Source organism: Arthrobacter sp. SDR-2R (assembly GCF_057747955.1).
The window spans coordinates 3,796,653-3,814,906 of the sequence record NZ_CM173231.1 but is presented as its reverse complement, the minus strand read 5'-3'; the positions used below and the strand labels follow the sequence as shown (position 1 = coordinate 3,814,906).

Sequence of the window (18,254 nt, the reverse complement as noted above, 5' to 3'; positions counted from 1 at the left end):
CGGACGCAATCTTTGAGACTCCAAGCACGTACACATTGGTTGAAGCCAAACGCATCAGGTACGGCAGTTTTCAGCCCGAACAATTGGCGCGCGAATACATCACCCTAATGTCCAAAACCGGGCCCGCTGCTCCTGTGCTTTTTCTTTTGGGTGCAGCCCCGCCGATTCGGGTCAAAGGCCTTGGCCAACTTGAGCTAGCCGAAGCCGTAGGCCGCTTCCTCGGTCCCGTGCTGGAACGTGTCGCCGACGTATCCCTTCCGTCTGAATCCGAGTTGATGGCCCGCCTACCGGAGGTTTTTTGTTGGATCTCCTGGCCGGAACTGGACGGCTGTGTCCGGGAAGCGGCTGCTACTTATTCAGCCGGCCATCCATCCGGTGATGCTTCGGTACAACGCATTGCCGCCTTTGTTCAAAACGCAATCGCCTGGCATGCCTGATTTTTGCAGCGGGACCTGACCATGGACCTGCCCTGACGAAGAGGAAGTAACCGCGGCTTCATCAAGTGTGCTTGGAACGGCTTTCCTTGGCCGCCGTCGTGGGCGCTCCAAACTCGGGACGGGCCAGGCGGCGGAGCAGGGAGACAGCATCGTCGACGGGCACAGGCTGGAAGAACTGCGCGTCGGCGAGTTCGACGGCGGCGATTGCGCGTGGCGCCAGCTGGGCTCCGGCGTCGGTGACGCGCAGCCGTTTGGCCCGGGTGTCCGCCGGATCGACTTCCCGTTCGATGAGTCCCTTGGCTTCCAGCGCGCGAAGGACCTGGGAGGCCATTTTGACGTCGGTGCCGGCCTGCCGTGCCAGGGCGAGCTGGTTCGGGTGCTCACCCTGGTTGTTGAGCCACCAGGCGCAGGCGAGCAGCACGAACTGCACGTGGGTGAGGTCGAGCGGCGCGAGTGCTGCCGCGATGTCCCGCTGCCAGCGCAGCGTCGTGTGCCAGAGCAGGAATCCGGGACTTTCGCCGGGGTTGAGGGGCATCAGCCGCCCGCCATCCTGACCAGCGCGGCCATGGTCTCGGGCCAGTCGGCGGTGATGCCGGGCCCAATCTGCGGGCCGGCTTCGTCGGCGCCGTCACCGGTGATCTCCATCCGGTACACCACCCGGTTCCGGTTGGGTTTGATGGTGTCGATGCGGTGGGTGGTCCTTAGGAGAAGGTCGCCGAAGCGGGCCTCGTCCACGAACCGTTCGTTTTCGACTGCCTCGGCGATGACCAGGGGGATCGGATCGTCGCCCGGGGGCGTCATCAGGATCTGCGAGCCCGTGGCGAACGGGCCGTTGATCTCGATCTTCTCGATCTCCCCGTTCCAGGCGCCCCAGTTCTCGACGTCGGACCACAGCCGCCAGATGGACTCAGGCGTGGCACTGGTTTCGTTGCTGTTCTCGCATTCCCACATGGTGGCCTCCTCGACAGATGATCTATATAAAGATTATCTACGCGCAGACTATTTCCGTCCAGAGGCATCCCGTGCCGCTCCTGTATCCTGACACGGTAGGTTCAAGGGCTTCAGCGCCCCATCGACCAAGCCCGGTTTACTGCCGGATGTCGGTCTGGAATCCTGGCCCGCCGCCTTGGACGTCGTCGAACCGCCACTGCAATCGTCAGGATCCGATTGCCCCCAATATCTTGGAATGGATCTTCATCCCTACTCACACCCCAGCTCCCGCGGGAATCCCACCCGCTGACCCCAAACCTTCGCGCGCTGCTGCGGTGGATGGATACGTGACCTGGAATGAGGCCGGCGCCGGCATGGCCGCGCGGTGGCATACGGCCAATGGCAGGCCGGCACCGGCACGCGTCGAAGTGGTGGACGACTCCCTCACGGCCGATGACGCGCACCGCATGGCGTCACAGGGGGTCGCGATGCTCTGGCACGGCGACTTCCACAACGCCCGGCAGATCCTCAACGCCCTGGACCGCCGGATAGGTACCGGAAAGAAGACCGCCGGAACCCCTGCCGAGCAGTTCTACCGGCACCGGCAGTCCGCCTCACACCGGGCACGCATCCTGGGCCTGCTGCTGATTCCCCTCGATCCGGGCCCGGTGGTGCCGCTGCGCCGCGCACCGGACATCCGCGAAGCCGCGGCGGAAGCGTACGGAGGCATTGGCGAAGCGTCCGTGGTGTCCCTGCATGAGCTTGTCGGGGCAATCGGCGCCCACGAGTGGCGGCGGAATGGTGTCTACGTCGAGGCCCTGGAGGGCCGCATCCACCCGCATTACGGCACGTTCTTTCCCACCCGCAGCGAGTACGTGGATCTCGTGGCGGCGGCCGCACTGCCCTCCGACACGCTCGCGTTCGACGTGGGAACCGGAACCGGCGTGCTCGCCGCCGTCCTTGCGCGCCGTGGCGTCCGCCACGTGATCGCGACCGACAACGAGCCACGTGCCATCGCCTGCGCCGTGGAGAATTTCCGGAACCTCGGGGTCCAGGACCGCGCCGAGGCCGTCCTGACCGACATGTTCCCGCCCGGACGGGCACCGCTGATCGTGTGCAACCCGCCCTGGATTCCGGCCACGCCGCATTCCAGCCTGGACAGCGCCGTCTACGACCCTGGGAGCAGGATGCTGTTCCGCTTCCTGACCGAACTCCCCGGCCATCTGGAGCCGGGCGGTGAGGGCTGGCTGGTCCTGTCCGACCTGGCCGAGCACCTCGGCCTCCGCTCGCGCGAGGACCTGCTCGCCGCCGTCGAAGCCGCCGGGCTGAAGGTGACGGAGCGGCTCGACACCAAGCCAACGCATCCGAAAGCTTCGGACCGCGAAGATCCCCTGTTCGCGGCGCGCTCGGCCGAGGTCACATCATTGTGGCGGCTTGTCACCCGCTAGCACCAAGGGATGGGCCCCACGAGGCGGGCACTGCGCGGCCCGGCGCTAATTGGGTGCCGTCCCGTAATCGGTCAGGCCGTTCCTGATCGCGAACAAGGTGGCCCCCACCCGGTTGGTTGCACCGATCTTGGTGTAGATGTGCTCCACGTGGTTGCGGACGGTCTTCCGGGCGAGAAACAGAGCGCTGGCGATCTCGGCCGGAGTCATGCCGCGGCAGAGCATGCCGAGGATTTCCACTTCCCGCGGGGTGAGCCCAGCCGCGGCGGCATGCGAACGGCGGGGCTGCTGGCCGGCCGCCACCAGCACGGCCTCCACTGCTCCGGCGGCGAGCCTCCCGGCCGAAACTTCCTGCCGCAGCCTGGCGGCCGCATCGACCGGCGTCAGAGCGGGCCGGTGCGGGCGTGGCTCCACGGAGGCATGGTAAGAGTCAGCTGCCGCCAGGATCCGCTGCTTTATCCCCAGCTCGTTTCCGCCGATCCCTCGTGGATAGCCGGACCCGTCCAGCCGCTCGTGGTGTGAGCCGGTGAGGGCCGCCTCGCCCTTCAGCCCGGGAACGCGGCTGAGGATCCGTTCGCCCAGGTACGGATGCATGCGGATACGTTCCAGCTCCAGCCCGGAGAGGGGCTCCTTCTTGTCCCACACCTGGTTGGATACCCCCAGGCGGCCCAGGTCGTGCACCCAGCCTGCGCGGCGGAGCTCCGTGACGTCGTCCGCCGGCAGCCCATGCTCCTCGCCCGCGGCGGCCGCCAGGGCCGCCACCGCGCGGGAGTGTCCGGCCGTGTAGGGGGACTTGAGGTCCGCGAAGTCGCCGATGGCGCGCAGCACCACATCCAGTTGGCTGCCCGACAGGGGAGCATCAGTGGGCGCCAGGTCAAGGGCCGCCTGCCAGCAGTCGACGTCGAGGAGCCCTTCGGTGAGTGCCTGGGCCTGGTCGATGAACAGGCCGGCCAGTGCGGGATCGAACTGGCTGCCGCGGCGTGCCCGCACCATGGCCACCGCGCCTGCCACTCCTTCCCTCCGCAGGAAGACCTCGGCCGTATCCGCCAGGTGCATGATCCGCATCTCCAATGGAATGTCCGGCCCCGCCACCCCCTCCGGCAGGCCCTTGCCGTCCCACCGCTCAAAGGTGTGGGTGAGCAGACCTGCCACGCCGTCGTCGAGCCCTACACTGCTGGCCAGCACCCCGGCGGAGACGCAGTGCGAGGCAATCATGGTCCGTACCGCGCCGCTGCCGGTCGCCGCGAAACGCGTCCAGCGGGCAACGCGGGCCAGCGGCGGGAGGCCGGCGCCGGCGTGGCTGAACATGCCGGCGTACATGGGCAGGCCGTGCTGGTCGCGGCGGTAATAGTCGGCACGGAAGGCGATATCGTCCGTGAACAGCGCGGCGAGTTCAAAGGAATCCGCGTGGCAGCCGATCCAGGCCAGCTGGTTGGCGTAGTAGATCCTGCCCTGGCCGGCGTCGTCCACGCCCGCCGCCCCGGCGATCCGCAACGCCAGCAGGGACGCACGCAGCATGTGCTCCATCGGCTGCCCAAGCCCCAGGTCAATGGCGAGCGACAGCGCGGCCAGGACTTCGCTGCGCCGGGGCGCAGCCGATGACTGCATCACACCTGCCATTCTAGGAAGCCGCCAGCCACGGCAGTAGGGACCACGCGTGCGGCTGTTATGCCGTCTGGTTCTTCCCGGTCCGTGCCTGGACGGGGCCTGGTCCGGCGGATCGTGCGGTGGACGGGAACCTGACGCCCACCTGCGCTCCGAACAGTCCACGCTGCGGAAGCCAGAAGTCCGCCAGGTGGTCCTGGACCGGCAGTGGGCCCGGAACTCCGGCATCCTCATCCCGGATGGTGGCCTGGGAATCCGTCACGAGCCACAGCTGCCGCGGCTGGGCCTGGAACGTCTGGCCATTGGGCACAACGCCTGATACTTTCATCCTGCCCGCGCCGAGCAGCGGGCCGGCGAATGCCCCCATGGCCCGGAGCACCAGCTCGTTCCGCCACAGGCTTTCCGGCATCCGCACGGCCATGGCGGTCAGCATTGTGGTGGCCGCGGAGGTGCCCAGCTGCAGGTCCCAGTCGAGGACTCCCGGGACCGTGATCACGGCGGTGAAGGGCCCGCTCCACTGGATATCGACGTCGGTCTCCACCGTATGGTGGACGGCCGCCCCGAAGTAGCGGGCGCAGCTGAACTCCGGTGCGGTATTGGCGTAGATGGTCCACTCGCCGCCGGGCGTGCGGTGCCAGACGGAGCGGTAGCCGGGGCCAACGGAGCTCACCGGGAAATCCCGGAACGCCAGGTAGTGGCCGCTGGTGAAAGGCAGCCCCAGGACGGCGTAGCCGGCGAAGTGCTCCGCTGGGTCCTCGGGAAGGTCGGCAACGTTCGGTGTTGCCTCTGCTGATGACTGCGGCTGGTAGATGGTCATGGCCGCCTCCTTTTCTCTATGAGGCGAGACTATGACCGGGCCGCAGCAGGGGCATGGGGCAGTTGCCCCATTTAGCATCGGCTTTTACGCGGCGTCGATGGCTTCCAGCCATTCTAGGAACGTCTGGCGTCCGACGGCGGAACCCGGCGCCGGGATCAGCCCGCCGTTGCGCATTGCCTTGCCCATGGCGCCCGGCACCCGGAGCGGAACGATCCGCTTTTTCTGCTTCGTCTTGGCCAGGTAGGCCGTGACAAGGCCCTTCAGGTGTTCGGTCCGGGGGCCGCCGAGGTCCGGGAGCCGACCTTTCGGACCGGCCTCGGCCGCGTCCACCAGGGCCGCGGCCACCTCCTTTGCCGCCACCGGCTGGGTGACCATCGTGGGCACGAAGGCCAGCGGGCCCACGGAGGCGGCCTTGATGGACATCGGCACGAACTCGTGGAATTGGGTGGACCGCAGGATGGTCCACGGAATGCCGCCGTGCCTGACTTCGTCCTCCTGCACCAGCTTCCCGGCGTACAGTCCCGAGTTGGCTTTATCGATGCCGACGATGGACAGCACCACATGGTGCTTCACGCCGACCTTCTTCCCGGCCGCCAGCAGGTTCTGGGTGGCGTTGGTGAAGAAATCCACGGCCTTCTTGGTGGACAAGGCCTGGATGCCGGAGACGTCGATAACGGTGTCGACGTCCTGGAGTGCCTGGTCGAGGCCGCGCCCGGTGATGAGGTCCACCCCTTCGGCGCGGCTGAGGCTGACCACGTGGTGCCCGCGCTCCCTGGCGACGGCCACCACGTGGCGGCCTACTGTCCCGGTTCCCCCTGCAACGGCAATCCTCATGCAAGGAATCCTATGACGGATGACTGACAAAAACGGCTGCGGGCCTTCCGTTACCGATAGGTCTTACCCCGCCACAGCCGCCTTGGTCGCCCGGGATGCGTTCATCCACTCGGTCAGCCACGGCGCGCGGACGGTGGACGTGATCCGGCAGTCGGCCACGAAGGTTCCCTTCGCGCCGGCATCGATCCACTCCTGCAGCGCCGACAGGTCATCCAGTGAGCGGATGACCGCGGACTCGGCACCCAAAGCCCGAGCCACCCCGCTGAAGTCCACCTCCGGGATCAGCATCGGCTTCTGGGTTAGGCCCTGCGAGCCGTATTGGTGGATCTCGGCGCCGTAGGCGGCGTCGTTGTAGATCACCACAATGGCGCTGCGGGCGGCACCGATCAGTGACTCGAGGTCGGACAGGCCCATCAGGAAGCCGCCGTCGCCCGAGGCCAGCACCAGGGTGCGGCCGTCCTCCACAGCACGCGCTGCCCCGACGGCGCTCGCCAGTCCCAGCCCGATCGACTGGAAGGCGGTCCCCACCATCACCAGGTCCTGCGGCCGCGGGATATTCCAGTACATCGGCGCCCACCCGATGAAGTGCCCGCCGTCCTGCACCACCGTGCGGCGCTCCGGCAGTACAGCATCCAGCGCGGCGGCCAAGGCCCGCGGGTCGAGCCGGCCGTCCGCAGTCTCGCTGGACCCAGCAGAATGACCCGGTCCGGCAGCAAGACGTCGGACAGCTTCGGCCCGCCACGCACCGGCAGCAGCCTCATCCTCAACCAGAGACAAGAGCCGCGAGGCAGCAGCCTTAGCGTCCGCCTGGACAAACACATCCACCCGCGGGTTGGTCGGCTGCAGCGCGGTGTCGATCTGGATGACGGTGCTGTCCGGGCCCAGCAGGTGCCCGAACCGCATGGTGAACGGGCTCAGGCTGGCCCCGGCCACCAGGACCACGTCGGCCTCGCCCATGAGCCCGGCCGCGGTGTCGGTGCCGAATCCGCCGGCCACGCCCAAGTACCCCTCGCCATTGAGGAGGTTGAGCGCCAGGGCGGTTCCGGCGGTCAGTGCGCCGAGCCGGTCGGCGAGTTCGCGGAGTTCCGGGCCGGCACCGGCGAGGTGCGCACCGCGGCCGGCCAGGATCAGCGGGCGCCTGGCACCGGCGAGCAGGCGGGCTGCCTGCCCAAGGCCGCCGTCGACGTCGTCCGTCACCTTCGGTGCGTGCGTCTCGGGAAGCTCCTCGTCCGCAGCCTCGAGAGCCGCGAGGTCGTAGGGGATGGCAAGCACGACGGCGGTGCGCCGGGTGAGTGCGTACTCCACCGCCTGCCGGGTGACGGCGCCGGCGGCGTCGCGGGTGACGGTGAAGGTGGCCGCGCCCAGGCCCGCGGCGATGGCCGCCTGGTCCACGTCCTGCGGCCGGGCACCGCTGGTGGGGGCGTCGCCGGTGACCAGCACCACGGGGATCTGCGCCTGGACGGCCTCCGCGAGGGCGGTGAGCGCGTTGGTGTAGCCGGGGCCGTAGGTGGTGGTGCCCGCGGCGAGGCGTCCCGACGCGCGGTAGTAGGCGTCGGCCGCGGCGATCGCGGCGCCTTCATGCCGGACGGCGGTGAAGCGGAGGCCCTGCTTCTCCGCGGCGTCAAGGAAGTAGACGTTGCCGTTGCCCATGACGCCGAAGACGTCGCTGACATAGCTGCTGAGAACCTGCGCCACGCGGCCGGAGACGGTGAGAGTAGTCATGCAGGAAGCGTGTGGCCTGCATCTCAGATTTGCAATACCGGTAAATTCTGTTGGTACTTTTGGCAGCCGCAGGCGGGAGAAGTGAAAAAATGCCCAAACGTGGTGCACGTCACCCGCGCTTACTCCGACGTGCGTGATTCCTGCTCGGACAGCCGGCTGATGAGGCCGTCGTAACGGGGTGGCATGAGTTCCATGACGGAGATGGCGGTGCTGGTCCGCTGGATCCCGTCGATCTCCAGGATCTGGTTGGTGATGCGGTAGAGGTCGGCGGTGCCGCGGGCCACTACCTTGGCCATGAGGTCGGCGTCCCCGGTGGTGGCGTGGACCTCGATGACCTCCGGGATGGCGGCGAGCCCGCTTTCCACCGAGCCGAACCGCGTCTGGCTGATTTCCAGCGAGAGGAAGGCCATCAGCTCGTAGCCCAGTGCGGCGGGGTCAAGCCTCCGGCTGAAGGAGCGGAGCGCGCCGCTGCGTTCTAGCCGCGCCAGCCGGGCGTGGACCGTGTTGCGTGCGACGCCGAGTGTCCGGGAGAGTGCCAGGGCGCTGGCTTCGGGATCCTTGTCGAGGGCAAGGATGATGCGGCCGTCGAGCGAATCAAGGGTGCGAGAGTTCGCGATGGTCATATTTTCACCACAGTTACTAGAAGTTGAGCAGAAGTCCCAATGGCTAGAGCGTATCTTGCAATGTGGGCCGGGTCACTTCCATAGTCAGTCCTCATGACCGCTGAACAACTCTTGGCCGCTCCCGCCGCCGCGCTGCCCACCCTTCGTGGCGCCGTCACCGGCCTTCCGTCCTACGTCCCGGGCCGGCGCAGCGCCGGCGCGGACATTGCAGCCCTCGCCAGCAACGAAAGCCATTACGAGCCGCTGCCCGCAGCCATCACTGCGGTGGCCGAGGCGGCGGGCAAGATGAACCGCTACCCGGACATGGCCGCCGTCGAACTCCGCGAACGGATTGCCCGGCACCTGGGCGTCACTCCCAATGAGGTGGCGGTGGGGCCCGGCAGCGTGGGCGTCCTCCAGCAAATCATCACCGGACTGTGCGACGCCGGGGACGAAGTGATTTTCGCGTGGCGTTCTTTCGAGGCCTACCCCATCCTGGTGGAGCTGGCGGGCGCCCGGCCGGTCCGCATCCCGCTGGACCACCTTGAGGGCCACGACCTCAGTGCCATGGCCGCGGCTGTCACCGAGCGGACCAAGGTCATCCTGCTCTGCACCCCCAACAATCCCACCGGCGTGCCGATCAGCCACGACCGCATCGAGGCCTTCCTGGGCGCTGTCCGGTCGGACATCCTCGTGGTGATTGACGAGGCCTATGTGGAATACGCCGACGCTGGCAGCGGCCCCGATTCCCTGGCGCTCTACCGCCGGTACCCGAACGTGTGCATCCTGCGCACCTTCTCCAAGGCGTTCGGGCTCGCCGGTTTGCGGGTGGGATACGCCGTGGCGGCGCCGGCCATCGCTGAGGGGTTGCGCCGGACCGCCCTGCCCTTCTCGGTGAGCGCGCTGGCGCAGAAGGCGGCCATCGCGTCCTTGGACGCGGGGGAGGAGATGGCAGCGCGGGTGGCCGCCGTCAAGGAGGAGCGGATCCGGATGGCCGCGGAGCTGGAAGCCCAGGGCTGGACGCTGCAGCCAAGCCAGGGCAACTTCCTGTGGATCCGTGCCGATGAAACCCTCCTGGCGACGCTGGTGGAGGCGTTCAATGGCGCGGGCATCATGGTCCGGGCGTACCAGGGCGACGGCGTGCGGATCACCGTTGCCGATGCCGCCTCCAACGACCGCGTGCTCCGGATCCTGGCAGCCCACGCGGCCTGAACTTTTCTCCCCAACAGTTACCAACAACTAAGAGGAATCCCCATGGAACAACAGACAAAGACGTCTGCCCGCGCCCTCGGCGCGGCCCTCAAACCCCGCCAGCTCACCATGATGGGACTGGGCAGCGCCATCGGCGCGGGCCTCTTCATCGGCTCCGGCGCCGGCATCCAGGCCGCCGGCCCGGCCGTACTGATCTCCTACCTCGTGGCGGGCGCGCTCATCATTCTGGTGATGTGGGCACTTGGCGAGATGGCTGCGGCCAATCCGGACAGCGGTGCCTTCTCCGTCTACACCGCCAAGGCTTACGGGCCGGTGGCCGGCGCCACTGTGGGCTGGCTCTGGTGGATCCAGCTCGTGGTGGTCATCGCCGCCGAAGCCCTCGGTGCGGCAGGCCTGCTGGCCACCATCTTCCCCGCGCTGCCGGTATGGCTGATGGCCTTCGTATTCATCGTGGTGCTCACCGCCGTGAACCTCACCAGTGTGAAAAACTTCGGCGAGTTCGAGTTCTGGTTCGCATTGCTGAAGGTGGCGGCCATCGTGGCGTTCCTGCTGGTGGGCTTCGCACTGCTCTTCGGCTTGGTACCGGGCGTGCAGTCGCCGGGCCTGTCCAACTTCATGGGCGAGGGCTTCGCGCCGAGCGGTTTTGCCGGGATTGCCACGGCACTGTTCGTGGTGGCGTTCGCGTTTGGCGGCACCGAGATTGTGTCCGTGGCTGCAGCTGAGACAGCTGAGCCGGCCCGGAGCGTGAAGAAGGCAGTGCGCACCGTGCTGTGGCGCATCCTGGTGTTCTACATCGGTGCCATCTTCATCATCGCGGCCGTGGTTCCGGTTGGTTCCGAGGGGCTGAAGAGCCCGTTTGCCGCGGTGCTGGACGCCGCCGGCATGCCCGGCGCGGCAACTGCCATCACGCTGGTAGCCGTCGCCGCACTGCTCTCAGCGCTCAACGCCAACCTCTACGGCGCCTCCCGGATGGCGTACTCCCTCGCGGAGCGGGGCGAAGCACCACGGCTGCTCGCTGCGGTATCCAAGGCACGCGTCCCGGTGGTCGCAGTCCTGGCCAGCGTTGCCTTCGGCGTTGTCACGGTGGTGCTGGAGCTGGCGTTCCCCGAGATGGTCCTTGGCGTCCTGCTGAACATCGTGGGCTCCACCTGCCTGCTGGTGTGGACGTCCGCGCTTCTGGCCCAGCTCGCGCTGCGCCTCCGCGCCGACCGTGAGGGAACGGAACTTCCCCTGCGGATGCCCGGCTTCCCGTGGCTCACAGGGTTCGGCCTGCTCATCCTCGCGGCGATCTTCACGGTGGGCTTCATCGGCGAGGACTCCCGCCCGCAGCTCCTGAGCACTTTCGGACTCGTTGCGCTTCTGGCGGTGGCTAACTGGATGAACCACCGCAAGCGGGACGCCCGGGCGCGGGTCGAATCTACAGATGATGACAAGCAGCCGGTGCTTGTCGACTGAACTGGCCGCCGCAAACCCTTTTCGGGTTCAGAGCATACGAAGGGCGCGTCCGGTTTGCTGGACGCGCCCTCCGGTGTGGATGCGGGCATCGTTCCAGGAGCGTGGGGAAAGCATCAGGGGTGGCATGCACCGTGTGCATGCCACCCCTGGAAGCGCAGTCCTGGTTAGTGCGCTTCTGCGTCGAGGTCCGTCTCCAAAAGCGCAACCAAGCGATTGAGGGCCTGATCCGATCCAGGCCCATCAGCACGAAGTACGACGACGTCGCCGCAGGAAGCGCCGAGGCTCATCAGAGAGAGGATGCTGGCCGCATCGAGTGCTTCGTCGGGGCTCGCATCTTCGGCGGCAATGGTTACCTCCAGGCCGAGTTGGCTGACCGCTTCAGCGAAAACTGATGCGGGGCGTGCGTGGAGGCCCACGCGGCTGGCGATCGTTGCGGTACGTTCGGGCATTTGATTCCTTGTTTCGGAGTTCGGGTGGGTTAGCGGGGACGGCCGGGAAAGTGCCGCTATGCGGCGGGACTCTTTTGTTCGGCCTCGCTCTTTTCGGTTTCCTTGGCTTCGGCGAGCCAGGCATCACGCCTCGCGCCGGGGACCCATCCGGTATCCACAACCCGCCGTTGGAAGACGATGGCGGCTGCAACAAGGACGGTGGCGATAAGGATGGAAAGCACGGCGCCGAGTGCGGGGCCGCCGCTCAGGCTGACGCCAATGAGGGTGCCGAACCAACCGAAGTCGGCGTCACCGAAGGTGCTGTTTGCGAGCCCGAACTGTCCTAGGACGAGCAACAGGACGGCGGGCAGGATGGTGATGATAATGCCGTTCACGAAGCCGCCGAGCATGGCTCCCCGGCGCCCGCCGGTTGCGTTGCCGTACACGCCGGCTCCGCCGCCGGTGAAGAAGTGCGGCACCATTCCGGGAAGGATCAGGGCCAGGCCGAAGGCGGGGTTCAGCCAGAGAGCAAGAATGCCGAGGGCGATCAGGCCGCCGGTGAAGGAGCTCAGGAAGCCGATGAGCACGGCGTTGGCGCCGAACGGGAAAACGATGGGGATATCTAGGGCCGCTTTGGCTCCTGGGACCACCTTGGCTGCAATGCCCTGGAAGGCCGGAACGAGCTCGCCCAAAACAGTCCGGACGCCATAGAGGATGACGGCCACACCGACGCCGAACAGCAGCGCCTGTTCGAAGCCCGCCATGATGAAGGCTCCCGCGTCAGGGGCGTCAAAGATTGCCAGCGCTTCGGAAAGCGGAAGGGCGATCAGACCCCAGATGGCGAAAACCATGTAAATGAGGACCATGGACAGCGACGTGGCCACCATGGAGTCGCGGAGGAACTTCAGCCCCTGGGGAAACTGGATGTCTTCGGCTGACTTGCTGCGCTTGCCCGCGGCCTGTCCGACTGCGCCCGCTGCGATGTAACCCAAAGAACCGAAGTGGCCGATTGCGATGGTGTCATTGCCGGTGATCTTCTTTGTCCACGGGTGGAGGAATGCTGGCATGACCACCATGATCACGCCCAGCAGGACAGCTCCGAGGAGAACCACCAGCCAGTCAAGGCCTTCTCCCAGGCCAACGGACAGGATCACGGTGAGCATGGTGGCCATGAACACCATGTGGTGACCTGTCAGGAAGACGTACTTCAACGGAGTGATGCGCGCCAGTACCAGCATGATGAGGAAGCCAAGGGTCAGGACGTATGCGCTCTGGGCGCCGAACTGTTCCTGGGCCATTGCAGTAATGACCTCGTTCGTCGGGATGACACCCTGGGCGCCGGTAACGGTGAGGATCAGTTGACCGAGGGGATCAAGTGATCCGGTGACGACGGTGGCGCCCACGCCAAGGATGAAGAAGCCCAAGGTTGCCTTGAGCGCACCTCCGATGACCTGGCCCGAGTTGCGCCGCAATGCGATCAGGCCTGCTGCGGTGATGATGCCGATCAGGTACGCGGGCACATTGAGAATTTGCTGCCCTATGAAATTCAGTACTACTACGAGCCAGTCCATGCCGTAGGCACTCCCTTATTGCTGAAAAGTTGATTGGTCTTGTGTTCTTGCAGGTGGCGGAACCACCGGCAGTGACTATCGGACAGCGGCAGATAGTTTCTTGTGGATTTCATCGAGGTCAAAGAAGTTCTCGATAACGATGACTTCTGCGGGGACGTCGCCAATTTCAGGTGCGAGCTCCTCGGAAGTCAGCACGACGTCCGCCGTTTGGGCGGCACCGCGGGCCACCCCAATGTCAGCGGCCTCAATATCGGCGTCGATGCCGAGATCCTGGAGAACCTTTTCTGCGTTCATTTTCAAGAGCACTGATGTCCCAATGCCCATTCCACATACAGCGACGATCTTCATGGTTCGTTGCCTTTCAATTCAGGGGTGATGTTGGAGTTGCTTATTTCGGTGAGGCGGCGCGTGCCAGGAGGGAGCGAACTTCTTCCGGACTCGCCGCGGCGTCAAGGCCACTGCGGGTCGCCGGATTCGAAAGGATTCCGGCGACCGCCCTGAGGACTTCGATGTGGGCAGTGTGGTCAAGGGCTGCCAGGCCGATGACCAGGGAGACGGGGTCGTTGGATTTGTGCCCGAACTCCACAGGGGAGGCCAAGCTGACCCAGCTGAGCCCTCCCTTTTTGACGGATTCGGAGGGGCGTGCGTGGGCGAGGGCGACTCCGGGGGCGATGACGATGTAGGGGCCGTGCTCTTCGACGGCCTCGATCATCTGTTCGGTGTAGTCCTCTGTTGTGACTCCGCCTGCCACCAGGCCATCTCCGGCACAGCGGATGGCTTCCCTCCAGTCGGAAGCGGCGACATTGGTGGCGATGGACGAGAGTTCTTCAGCGAGGTTTAAAGCCACGGGGATCCTTCAGGTAACGGATCACATCACGACGATGTGAGGTATATCACCGTAGCAAGGATTGGTGGCTTAAGTCTATTAGTAGACCAAAGTATTTTCGTTGGCGGGTCTTCCTAGCCGGATGCCAGGACAAGAGAGTTGGCTCCGCTGTGGGTAAGCCGGCTGATCCTGTCGGGCGCGAAGAGTGTGTCCTGCGCAAGCAGCGATGCTCCGGTCAGGCCGGCCACATCTCCAAGGCCGGAGCGTTCGACGACGAGCTCCCGGGTGGCGAATTCACGCGCACCGGCGAAGATAGCCTCGCGGATGGGTGTGAGGAAGGGTTCGCCCGCTGCGGCGAGACTTCCGCCGATAATGACCGCCTCGGGATTGATCAGTCCAACGATGTCGGCCAGCGTCTGGCCAAGGGCGGTTCCCGTTTCCTCCAGGAGGGTCAGGGTTCGGTGGTCCCCGTTGTTCGCGAGCTCAACAATGTCCGCTCCTGTCCTGACTTTGTAGCCGCGGGCCACAAGTTCGGCGCGTATCACCGCTCCGCTGGCTACGGTTTCGAGCCGTTGGAGGCGGCCGCCACCGATTCGGGGCCGGCTCAGGTCGCCGGCTCCTCCGCGCGCGCCGCGGTACACGGCCCCGTCCAGCACAAACCCCAGCCCGATTCCGATGCCGGCTTTCACGCCCACGATGTCCCGGTATCCCACCCTGCCCCGCCTTGCTTCCGCCAGGGCCATGGTGTTTACGTCCCGGTCAACTGCCAGGACGGCATGTCCATATCTGCTTGCGAAGTAGTCGCGGACAGCCACGCCGTCCCATTGCTTATCGACTTGCGGTGATGCCAGACACCCGGTTGTGACATCCACGGGCCCGGGGACGCCGACTCCGATCCCCACGACGTCAGCCCTGGTCTTCCCCAGGCGGAGCAGCATGTGGTCGAAAACCTGGCCTGCCCATTCGAAAATCTCAGCAGGCCCCTGGCTTGGCCCGATGTCTGCCTCGTCAACGCTGAGGATGGTGGAGACCAGGTCCGTGATGGCCACCATGCTGTGTGAGCCGCTGATATCAAGGGCCAGAAGCACGCCGGAATCCGGCTTGACCGCGAATGTTTCGGGTGGGCGTCCGCCGCGGGAGTCCAGTTGACCTACGCTCATGATGATGGAGGCGTTCAGTAGCTCTTCAAGCCGCCGGGCAAGGGTGATACGCGACCACCCCAGCCGCTCCAGAAGGTCATTCCTTGTTGTTGCCTGGCCGGACCTGATCAGGTCCAGGACAACGCCCGATCCTGTCGAAAGTGATTGTGCCATTCCAACCTCTCGTTTGGTCGCCACGCAGGAATACGAGCGGATTCCGTTTATGCATACTAGTAACCGAAAGTCTATCGTGACCCGGGACACCTGGCCGTAGTCTGGGGGCCGTGCCTGTGCACGGAGAGCGGCATTCTTCCGTGGTGGTATCTGCATGGAAGGCGGTAGGCGGGACATGTCGGCAGCAGCACGCCTTACGGCGGGAAGTACGACGGCGGAGGCTGGTCGGGAGCGAGCGTCATGGACATCGCCGGTGCCGAGGGCGATGCGGTGCTGGTTGGACTTGTGGGGCTTCTCGATGGGTTAGGGGATGAAGTAGTCGTAGAGTTGGCCCGGTTGCGGGTTCAGAGCCCACGAAGGGGCGCATCCGGCTTTGGCCGGGCGCGCCCCTTCGTGAGACAGAGCTATTTGGTTACGTGCACTACCACTGCCTTATCGACGGCTTGTTCCGCTCCTGCGTTGTCGATTCCAGTAACTGTCCAGTTGCTGAGCAACAGCACGGTCTTTCCGGTGTCAGAGTTATAGACGATCTTTTTGAAGCCAAGCGCGGTCAATTCATCGTCGAGTGCTTCCGCATTCATTCCGGCGGCGTTGGCCGGGATAACGGCGGTCGCTGGTGCAGCAGGAGCCGGTGCCGGGGCCGCCACAACGGCAGGAGCAACAGGTTCGGCGGTGACCGTGGCGGTCGCCGTCACTGTTGCCGTTGCAGTGACGGTTGCCGTGGCCGTTTGAGTTACGGTGTGGGTGACGGTCGGAGCTGCTTGCGGTGATCCCGCGCAGCTCGAAAGGGCCAAGCACAGGAGCGCGCCGCTGGCCAGTGTTGTCGTGAGTTTCAAACCTAATTTCCCCTCGTAATGTATTGGCAAATCTGGATGCCCCGTTGCGGCTCGCTGTCCAGTTCGGCACCGAAGCCTCTTCGCGGCGCCGCGATGGGACGGATTGTCTTTGGACCAGCTAGAGTCCGGTGGTGCTCACTCCATATTCGGCCTGCTCAGGGGTGAAACCCTCGTAAAGCAGTTGTTCGACCAAGCCGCTGCGAGAGAAGGAGGTGTAGTCGAGGTAGTCTTTGGCTTTCTTGGCCGCCTGCTCGTTCCAGTCAACCGTTACGCGGTCCACTGCCCAGGTAGAGTCCTCGGCCGAATACTTTTCGTACACCAGCTGCTCAATCAAGCCCGTGCGCGAGAAAGCGGTGTAGTCGAGATAATCAGCAGCTTTACGCAGAGCGTTCTGCTGACTGACCGTCCCCCTCTTGGCAGCGGCTTCAGCCTCAGCCTGGGCCTTGGCGGCAGCGTCGGCTTCGGCTTTTGCCTTGGCCGCTGCATCTGCCTCCGCTTTGGCGGCAGCGTCGGCTTCGGCTTTTGCCTTAGCCGTTGCATCAGCCTCAGCCTTCGCTTTCGCAGCGGCCTCAGCTTCGGCCGCTGCAACAGCGGGGTCCTTTGTGGGAGCTGGAGTGGCAGACGCGGTCTGAGCTGCAGTGGCGACCTTGGGAGTGGAGACGACGGGCGCTGACGAGGGTGCAGAGCCCGCGCGGGCCGAGTTGACGACGATGCTGAGGAGAAAGACAACGCCGGTGACGATGAGGGCTACCTTCTTATGCCTGTCATAACCTTCCAGCGGCAGCCCCTGCTTGTCGCGGGTCTTGTTGGCAAGCACCAAGATGAGGTCAATCAAGGCCCAGATGCCAAGCCCACCAAAGGTGACGAGCTTCAGGATGCCGGTTCCCACCTTGCCAAGGTAGAAGCGGTCAACACCGAAGACACCAAGGAGCAACGAGAGCAGCCAGGTCACCAGGAACGACTTGTTGCTTACCGGTGGTAGACCATAGCCGTAGTTCGGAGGATAGGGGGCGGTATAGGGTTGCTGGCTCATGAGAGTCCTTCCATAGGACACCTGACCGACGTGCGATAAAAAGCGTGCGGGGTTGGGTGCAGTGATGGACACACATGGAGGAAATCCAGCGTGGAGCGTGGACCGCAGAAGCGGTACACCGAGCCAGCCGACAGAAACAACATTTTCGCTTCCCCCAATAGCGTCAAAGTCATTTCATTAGATCTGAGAAAATGCCGCCTTTTTGGTTTCTGGGAGAAAACTGCGCGAATCCTGATTGTTAGTCGCGAATCTTGACGATTTATTGATGCTTTTTTTGGGCCCTCATTCCAAGCCCTGGTTGGAAATTCGTACGTCGATAGCCGACTGATACTAGCCATCGCAGCCACTATCAGTCCGAGATCGTGGCTGAGGGTTCGCCCTGAGCTAGTCCCATAAACATCGTCCGGTGCAGGATGTCCACGTGCTTCCGGGAGACCTCCACAGCTTCCTCAACACGGCCGGCACGGAGGGCTGCCACAAGCGCGATGTGATCCTGGTTGGACGTGTGCAGCTTCTCGATGGGGTAGGGGATGAAGTAGTCGTAGAGCTCGGCGAGGGTCTCGTGATAAACCTCGACGGCGGAGTCCAGGCATGACGCAGTACCCACCAGTTGATGGAACTGCTCGTCCATCCGGTGGTAGTAGGACCAGTCGGTCGCCTCGGCCATCTCACGAGTCAGCCGCTCCAACTCATCCAGCTGCTCCGGCGAGGCGTTGACGGCCGCATAGTGCGTCACCGCGCATTCGAACAGCAGCCTTCGGTCCACCAGCCGGTTCACCGCCTGGGATTCAGCCGGGGAAGCCGAAAGTTCCGCCAGAACATCCGTAGGCGGCGCATCGGCCACGAAGGTTCCGCCGGCCCGTCCGCGCCGTCGCACTACCACGCCCTGCTCCGCCAGGCTCGCCAAAGCTCGCCGCGCCGTGATCGGGCTGACCGAGAGACCCAAAGCAACGTCCTCCTGGTCCGGCAGCCGCTCACCCGGCTTCAGCAGCCCGAGCGAAATCGCCATCCCGATCCGCATTCGCACGGCATCCATGGCACTGCGACGTTCCATCCCGGACATCCTGCCGGAACCTAGGCGCGCGGGCTCGGCGGTGTCCTCCAGCTGATCGGTCATATCCGCTACTTTACGGCCCACACCAGCCCCCTTCCCTTTATTGGATCATTCTGATCTAATATAACCCGGAT

At 65.1% G+C, this 18,254-nt stretch carries 19 protein-coding genes; 4 read left to right on the top strand and 15 right to left on the bottom strand.

Going from position 1 to position 18,254, the window contains the following annotated elements; genetic code table 11:
* Nucleotides 1-35 precede the first annotated feature (35 nt).
* On the top strand, nt 36-437 hold the full coding sequence (locus AC3ANU_RS17605) for a hypothetical protein (RefSeq protein ID WP_488314979.1): 402 nt from the start codon (nt 36-38) through the stop codon (nt 435-437).
* A 61-nt stretch (nt 438-498) separates the two neighbouring features.
* On the opposite strand, the gene AC3ANU_RS17600 is transcribed toward AC3ANU_RS17605, so the two are convergent.
* Complete coding sequence (locus AC3ANU_RS17600; protein ID WP_488314978.1) at nt 499-972, bottom strand: MarR family winged helix-turn-helix transcriptional regulator; 474 nt, start codon at nt 970-972, stop codon at nt 499-501.
* Nucleotides 972-1,388, bottom strand: coding sequence for an SRPBCC family protein (locus tag AC3ANU_RS17595; RefSeq protein WP_488314977.1), 417 nt, complete (start codon nt 1,386-1,388; stop codon nt 972-974). Before AC3ANU_RS17595 ends, AC3ANU_RS17600 begins: the two co-directional genes overlap by 1 nt.
* Before the next feature lie 353 nt (nt 1,389-1,741).
* On the opposite strand from AC3ANU_RS17595, the gene AC3ANU_RS17590 reads away from it, so the two are divergent.
* Entirely contained in the window at nt 1,742-2,815 is a 1,074-nt protein-coding gene (locus AC3ANU_RS17590) for a methyltransferase (RefSeq protein WP_488315992.1), read from the top strand.
* Between the two features lie 45 nt (nt 2,816-2,860).
* On the opposite strand, the gene AC3ANU_RS17585 is transcribed toward AC3ANU_RS17590, so the two are convergent.
* The 5 genes from AC3ANU_RS17585 to AC3ANU_RS17565 form a co-directional block, all read right to left on the bottom strand.
* The gene (locus AC3ANU_RS17585; RefSeq protein WP_488315991.1) at nt 2,861-4,420 is read right to left on the bottom strand and encodes an HD domain-containing phosphohydrolase; all 1,560 of its coding nucleotides are present in this window, start codon (nt 4,418-4,420) and stop codon (nt 2,861-2,863) included.
* 58 nt (nt 4,421-4,478) lie between these two features.
* Complete coding sequence (locus AC3ANU_RS17580; protein ID WP_488314976.1) at nt 4,479-5,234, bottom strand: hypothetical protein; 756 nt, start codon at nt 5,232-5,234, stop codon at nt 4,479-4,481.
* Between the two features lie 84 nt (nt 5,235-5,318).
* A complete protein-coding gene (locus tag AC3ANU_RS17575; RefSeq protein WP_488314975.1) occupies nt 5,319-6,068 on the bottom strand; it encodes an SDR family oxidoreductase in 750 nt (249 codons plus the stop codon).
* A 63-nt stretch (nt 6,069-6,131) separates the two neighbouring features.
* A complete protein-coding gene (locus AC3ANU_RS17570) occupies nt 6,132-7,790 on the bottom strand; it encodes a thiamine pyrophosphate-binding protein (RefSeq protein ID WP_488314974.1) in 1,659 nt (552 codons plus the stop codon).
* Between the two features lie 119 nt (nt 7,791-7,909).
* On the bottom strand, nt 7,910-8,413 hold the full coding sequence (locus tag AC3ANU_RS17565) for an Lrp/AsnC family transcriptional regulator (protein WP_188813887.1): 504 nt from the start codon (nt 8,411-8,413) through the stop codon (nt 7,910-7,912).
* Nucleotides 8,414-8,506: 93 nt separating this feature from the next.
* Here AC3ANU_RS17565 and hisC point away from each other — a divergent pair, with 93 nt between their 5' ends.
* Both hisC and AC3ANU_RS17555 read left to right on the top strand, forming a co-directional pair.
* On the top strand, nt 8,507-9,604 hold the full coding sequence (hisC, locus tag AC3ANU_RS17560) for a histidinol-phosphate transaminase (protein WP_488314973.1): 1,098 nt from the start codon (nt 8,507-8,509) through the stop codon (nt 9,602-9,604).
* A gap of 42 nt (nt 9,605-9,646) precedes the next feature.
* Nucleotides 9,647-11,059, top strand: coding sequence for an amino acid permease (locus AC3ANU_RS17555; RefSeq protein WP_488314972.1), 1,413 nt, complete (start codon nt 9,647-9,649; stop codon nt 11,057-11,059).
* Between the two features lie 164 nt (nt 11,060-11,223).
* Here AC3ANU_RS17555 and AC3ANU_RS17550 read toward each other — a convergent pair whose 3' ends face one another.
* The 8 genes from AC3ANU_RS17550 to AC3ANU_RS17515 all read right to left on the bottom strand — a co-directional run bounded on the left by AC3ANU_RS17550 (nt 11,224) and on the right by AC3ANU_RS17515 (nt 18,183).
* The gene (locus AC3ANU_RS17550) at nt 11,224-11,508 is read right to left on the bottom strand and encodes an HPr family phosphocarrier protein (RefSeq protein ID WP_174175735.1); all 285 of its coding nucleotides are present in this window, start codon (nt 11,506-11,508) and stop codon (nt 11,224-11,226) included.
* A gap of 56 nt (nt 11,509-11,564) precedes the next feature.
* A complete protein-coding gene (gene ulaA / locus AC3ANU_RS17545; protein ID WP_488314971.1) occupies nt 11,565-13,058 on the bottom strand; it encodes a PTS ascorbate transporter subunit IIC in 1,494 nt (497 codons plus the stop codon).
* 75 nt (nt 13,059-13,133) lie between these two features.
* Nucleotides 13,134-13,406: a PTS sugar transporter subunit IIB gene (locus tag AC3ANU_RS17540; protein ID WP_174175731.1), complete on the bottom strand. Its 273-nt coding sequence runs from the start codon at nt 13,404-13,406 to the stop codon at nt 13,134-13,136.
* Nucleotides 13,407-13,446: 40 nt separating this feature from the next.
* The gene (locus AC3ANU_RS17535) at nt 13,447-13,905 is read right to left on the bottom strand and encodes a PTS sugar transporter subunit IIA (RefSeq protein WP_370460405.1); all 459 of its coding nucleotides are present in this window, start codon (nt 13,903-13,905) and stop codon (nt 13,447-13,449) included.
* A 113-nt stretch (nt 13,906-14,018) separates the two neighbouring features.
* Nucleotides 14,019-15,197: an ROK family protein gene (locus AC3ANU_RS17530; protein WP_488314970.1), complete on the bottom strand. Its 1,179-nt coding sequence runs from the start codon at nt 15,195-15,197 to the stop codon at nt 14,019-14,021.
* A gap of 404 nt (nt 15,198-15,601) precedes the next feature.
* Nucleotides 15,602-16,033: a hypothetical protein gene (locus AC3ANU_RS17525; RefSeq protein ID WP_377086508.1), complete on the bottom strand. Its 432-nt coding sequence runs from the start codon at nt 16,031-16,033 to the stop codon at nt 15,602-15,604.
* A 118-nt stretch (nt 16,034-16,151) separates the two neighbouring features.
* Nucleotides 16,152-17,066 carry an Ltp family lipoprotein gene (locus AC3ANU_RS17520; RefSeq protein ID WP_251424340.1) on the bottom strand — a complete coding sequence of 305 codons (915 nt, stop codon included), beginning with the start codon at nt 17,064-17,066 and terminating at the stop codon, nt 16,152-16,154.
* Between the two features lie 349 nt (nt 17,067-17,415).
* A complete protein-coding gene (locus AC3ANU_RS17515) occupies nt 17,416-18,183 on the bottom strand; it encodes a FadR/GntR family transcriptional regulator (protein WP_488314969.1) in 768 nt (255 codons plus the stop codon).
* Nucleotides 18,184-18,254 lie beyond the last annotated feature (71 nt).

Bases quoted from the DNA above. Each gene is read 5' to 3' on its own strand.
- AC3ANU_RS17600 (WP_488314978.1), bottom strand. From the start codon at position 972: ATGCCCCTCAACCCCGGCGAAAGTCCCGGATTCCTGCTCTGGCACACG.
- AC3ANU_RS17595 (WP_488314977.1), bottom strand. From the start codon at position 1,388: ATGTGGGAATGCGAGAACAGCAACGAAACCAGTGCCACGCCTGAGTCC.
- AC3ANU_RS17540 (WP_174175731.1), bottom strand. From the start codon at position 13,406: ATGAAGATCGTCGCTGTATGTGGAATGGGCATTGGGACATCAGTGCTC.
- AC3ANU_RS17530 (WP_488314970.1), bottom strand. From the start codon at position 15,197: ATGGCACAATCACTTTCGACAGGATCGGGCGTTGTCCTGGACCTGATC.
- AC3ANU_RS17575 (WP_488314975.1), bottom strand. From the start codon at position 6,068: ATGAGGATTGCCGTTGCAGGGGGAACCGGGACAGTAGGCCGCCACGTG.
- AC3ANU_RS17555 (WP_488314972.1), top strand. From the start codon at position 9,647: ATGGAACAACAGACAAAGACGTCTGCCCGCGCCCTCGGCGCGGCCCTC.
- AC3ANU_RS17515 (WP_488314969.1), bottom strand. From the start codon at position 18,183: ATGACCGATCAGCTGGAGGACACCGCCGAGCCCGCGCGCCTAGGTTCC.
- AC3ANU_RS17570 (WP_488314974.1), bottom strand. From the start codon at position 7,790: ATGACTACTCTCACCGTCTCCGGCCGCGTGGCGCAGGTTCTCAGCAGC.
- AC3ANU_RS17580 (WP_488314976.1), bottom strand. From the start codon at position 5,234: ATGACCATCTACCAGCCGCAGTCATCAGCAGAGGCAACACCGAACGTT.
- AC3ANU_RS17585 (WP_488315991.1), bottom strand. From the start codon at position 4,420: ATGCAGTCATCGGCTGCGCCCCGGCGCAGCGAAGTCCTGGCCGCGCTG.
- AC3ANU_RS17520 (WP_251424340.1), bottom strand. From the start codon at position 17,066: ATGAGCCAGCAACCCTATACCGCCCCCTATCCTCCGAACTACGGCTAT.
- hisC (WP_488314973.1), top strand. From the start codon at position 8,507: ATGACCGCTGAACAACTCTTGGCCGCTCCCGCCGCCGCGCTGCCCACC.
- AC3ANU_RS17590 (WP_488315992.1), top strand. From the start codon at position 1,742: ATGGCCGCGCGGTGGCATACGGCCAATGGCAGGCCGGCACCGGCACGC.
- AC3ANU_RS17565 (WP_188813887.1), bottom strand. From the start codon at position 8,413: ATGACCATCGCGAACTCTCGCACCCTTGATTCGCTCGACGGCCGCATC.
- AC3ANU_RS17550 (WP_174175735.1), bottom strand. From the start codon at position 11,508: ATGCCCGAACGTACCGCAACGATCGCCAGCCGCGTGGGCCTCCACGCA.
- ulaA (WP_488314971.1), bottom strand. From the start codon at position 13,058: ATGGACTGGCTCGTAGTAGTACTGAATTTCATAGGGCAGCAAATTCTC.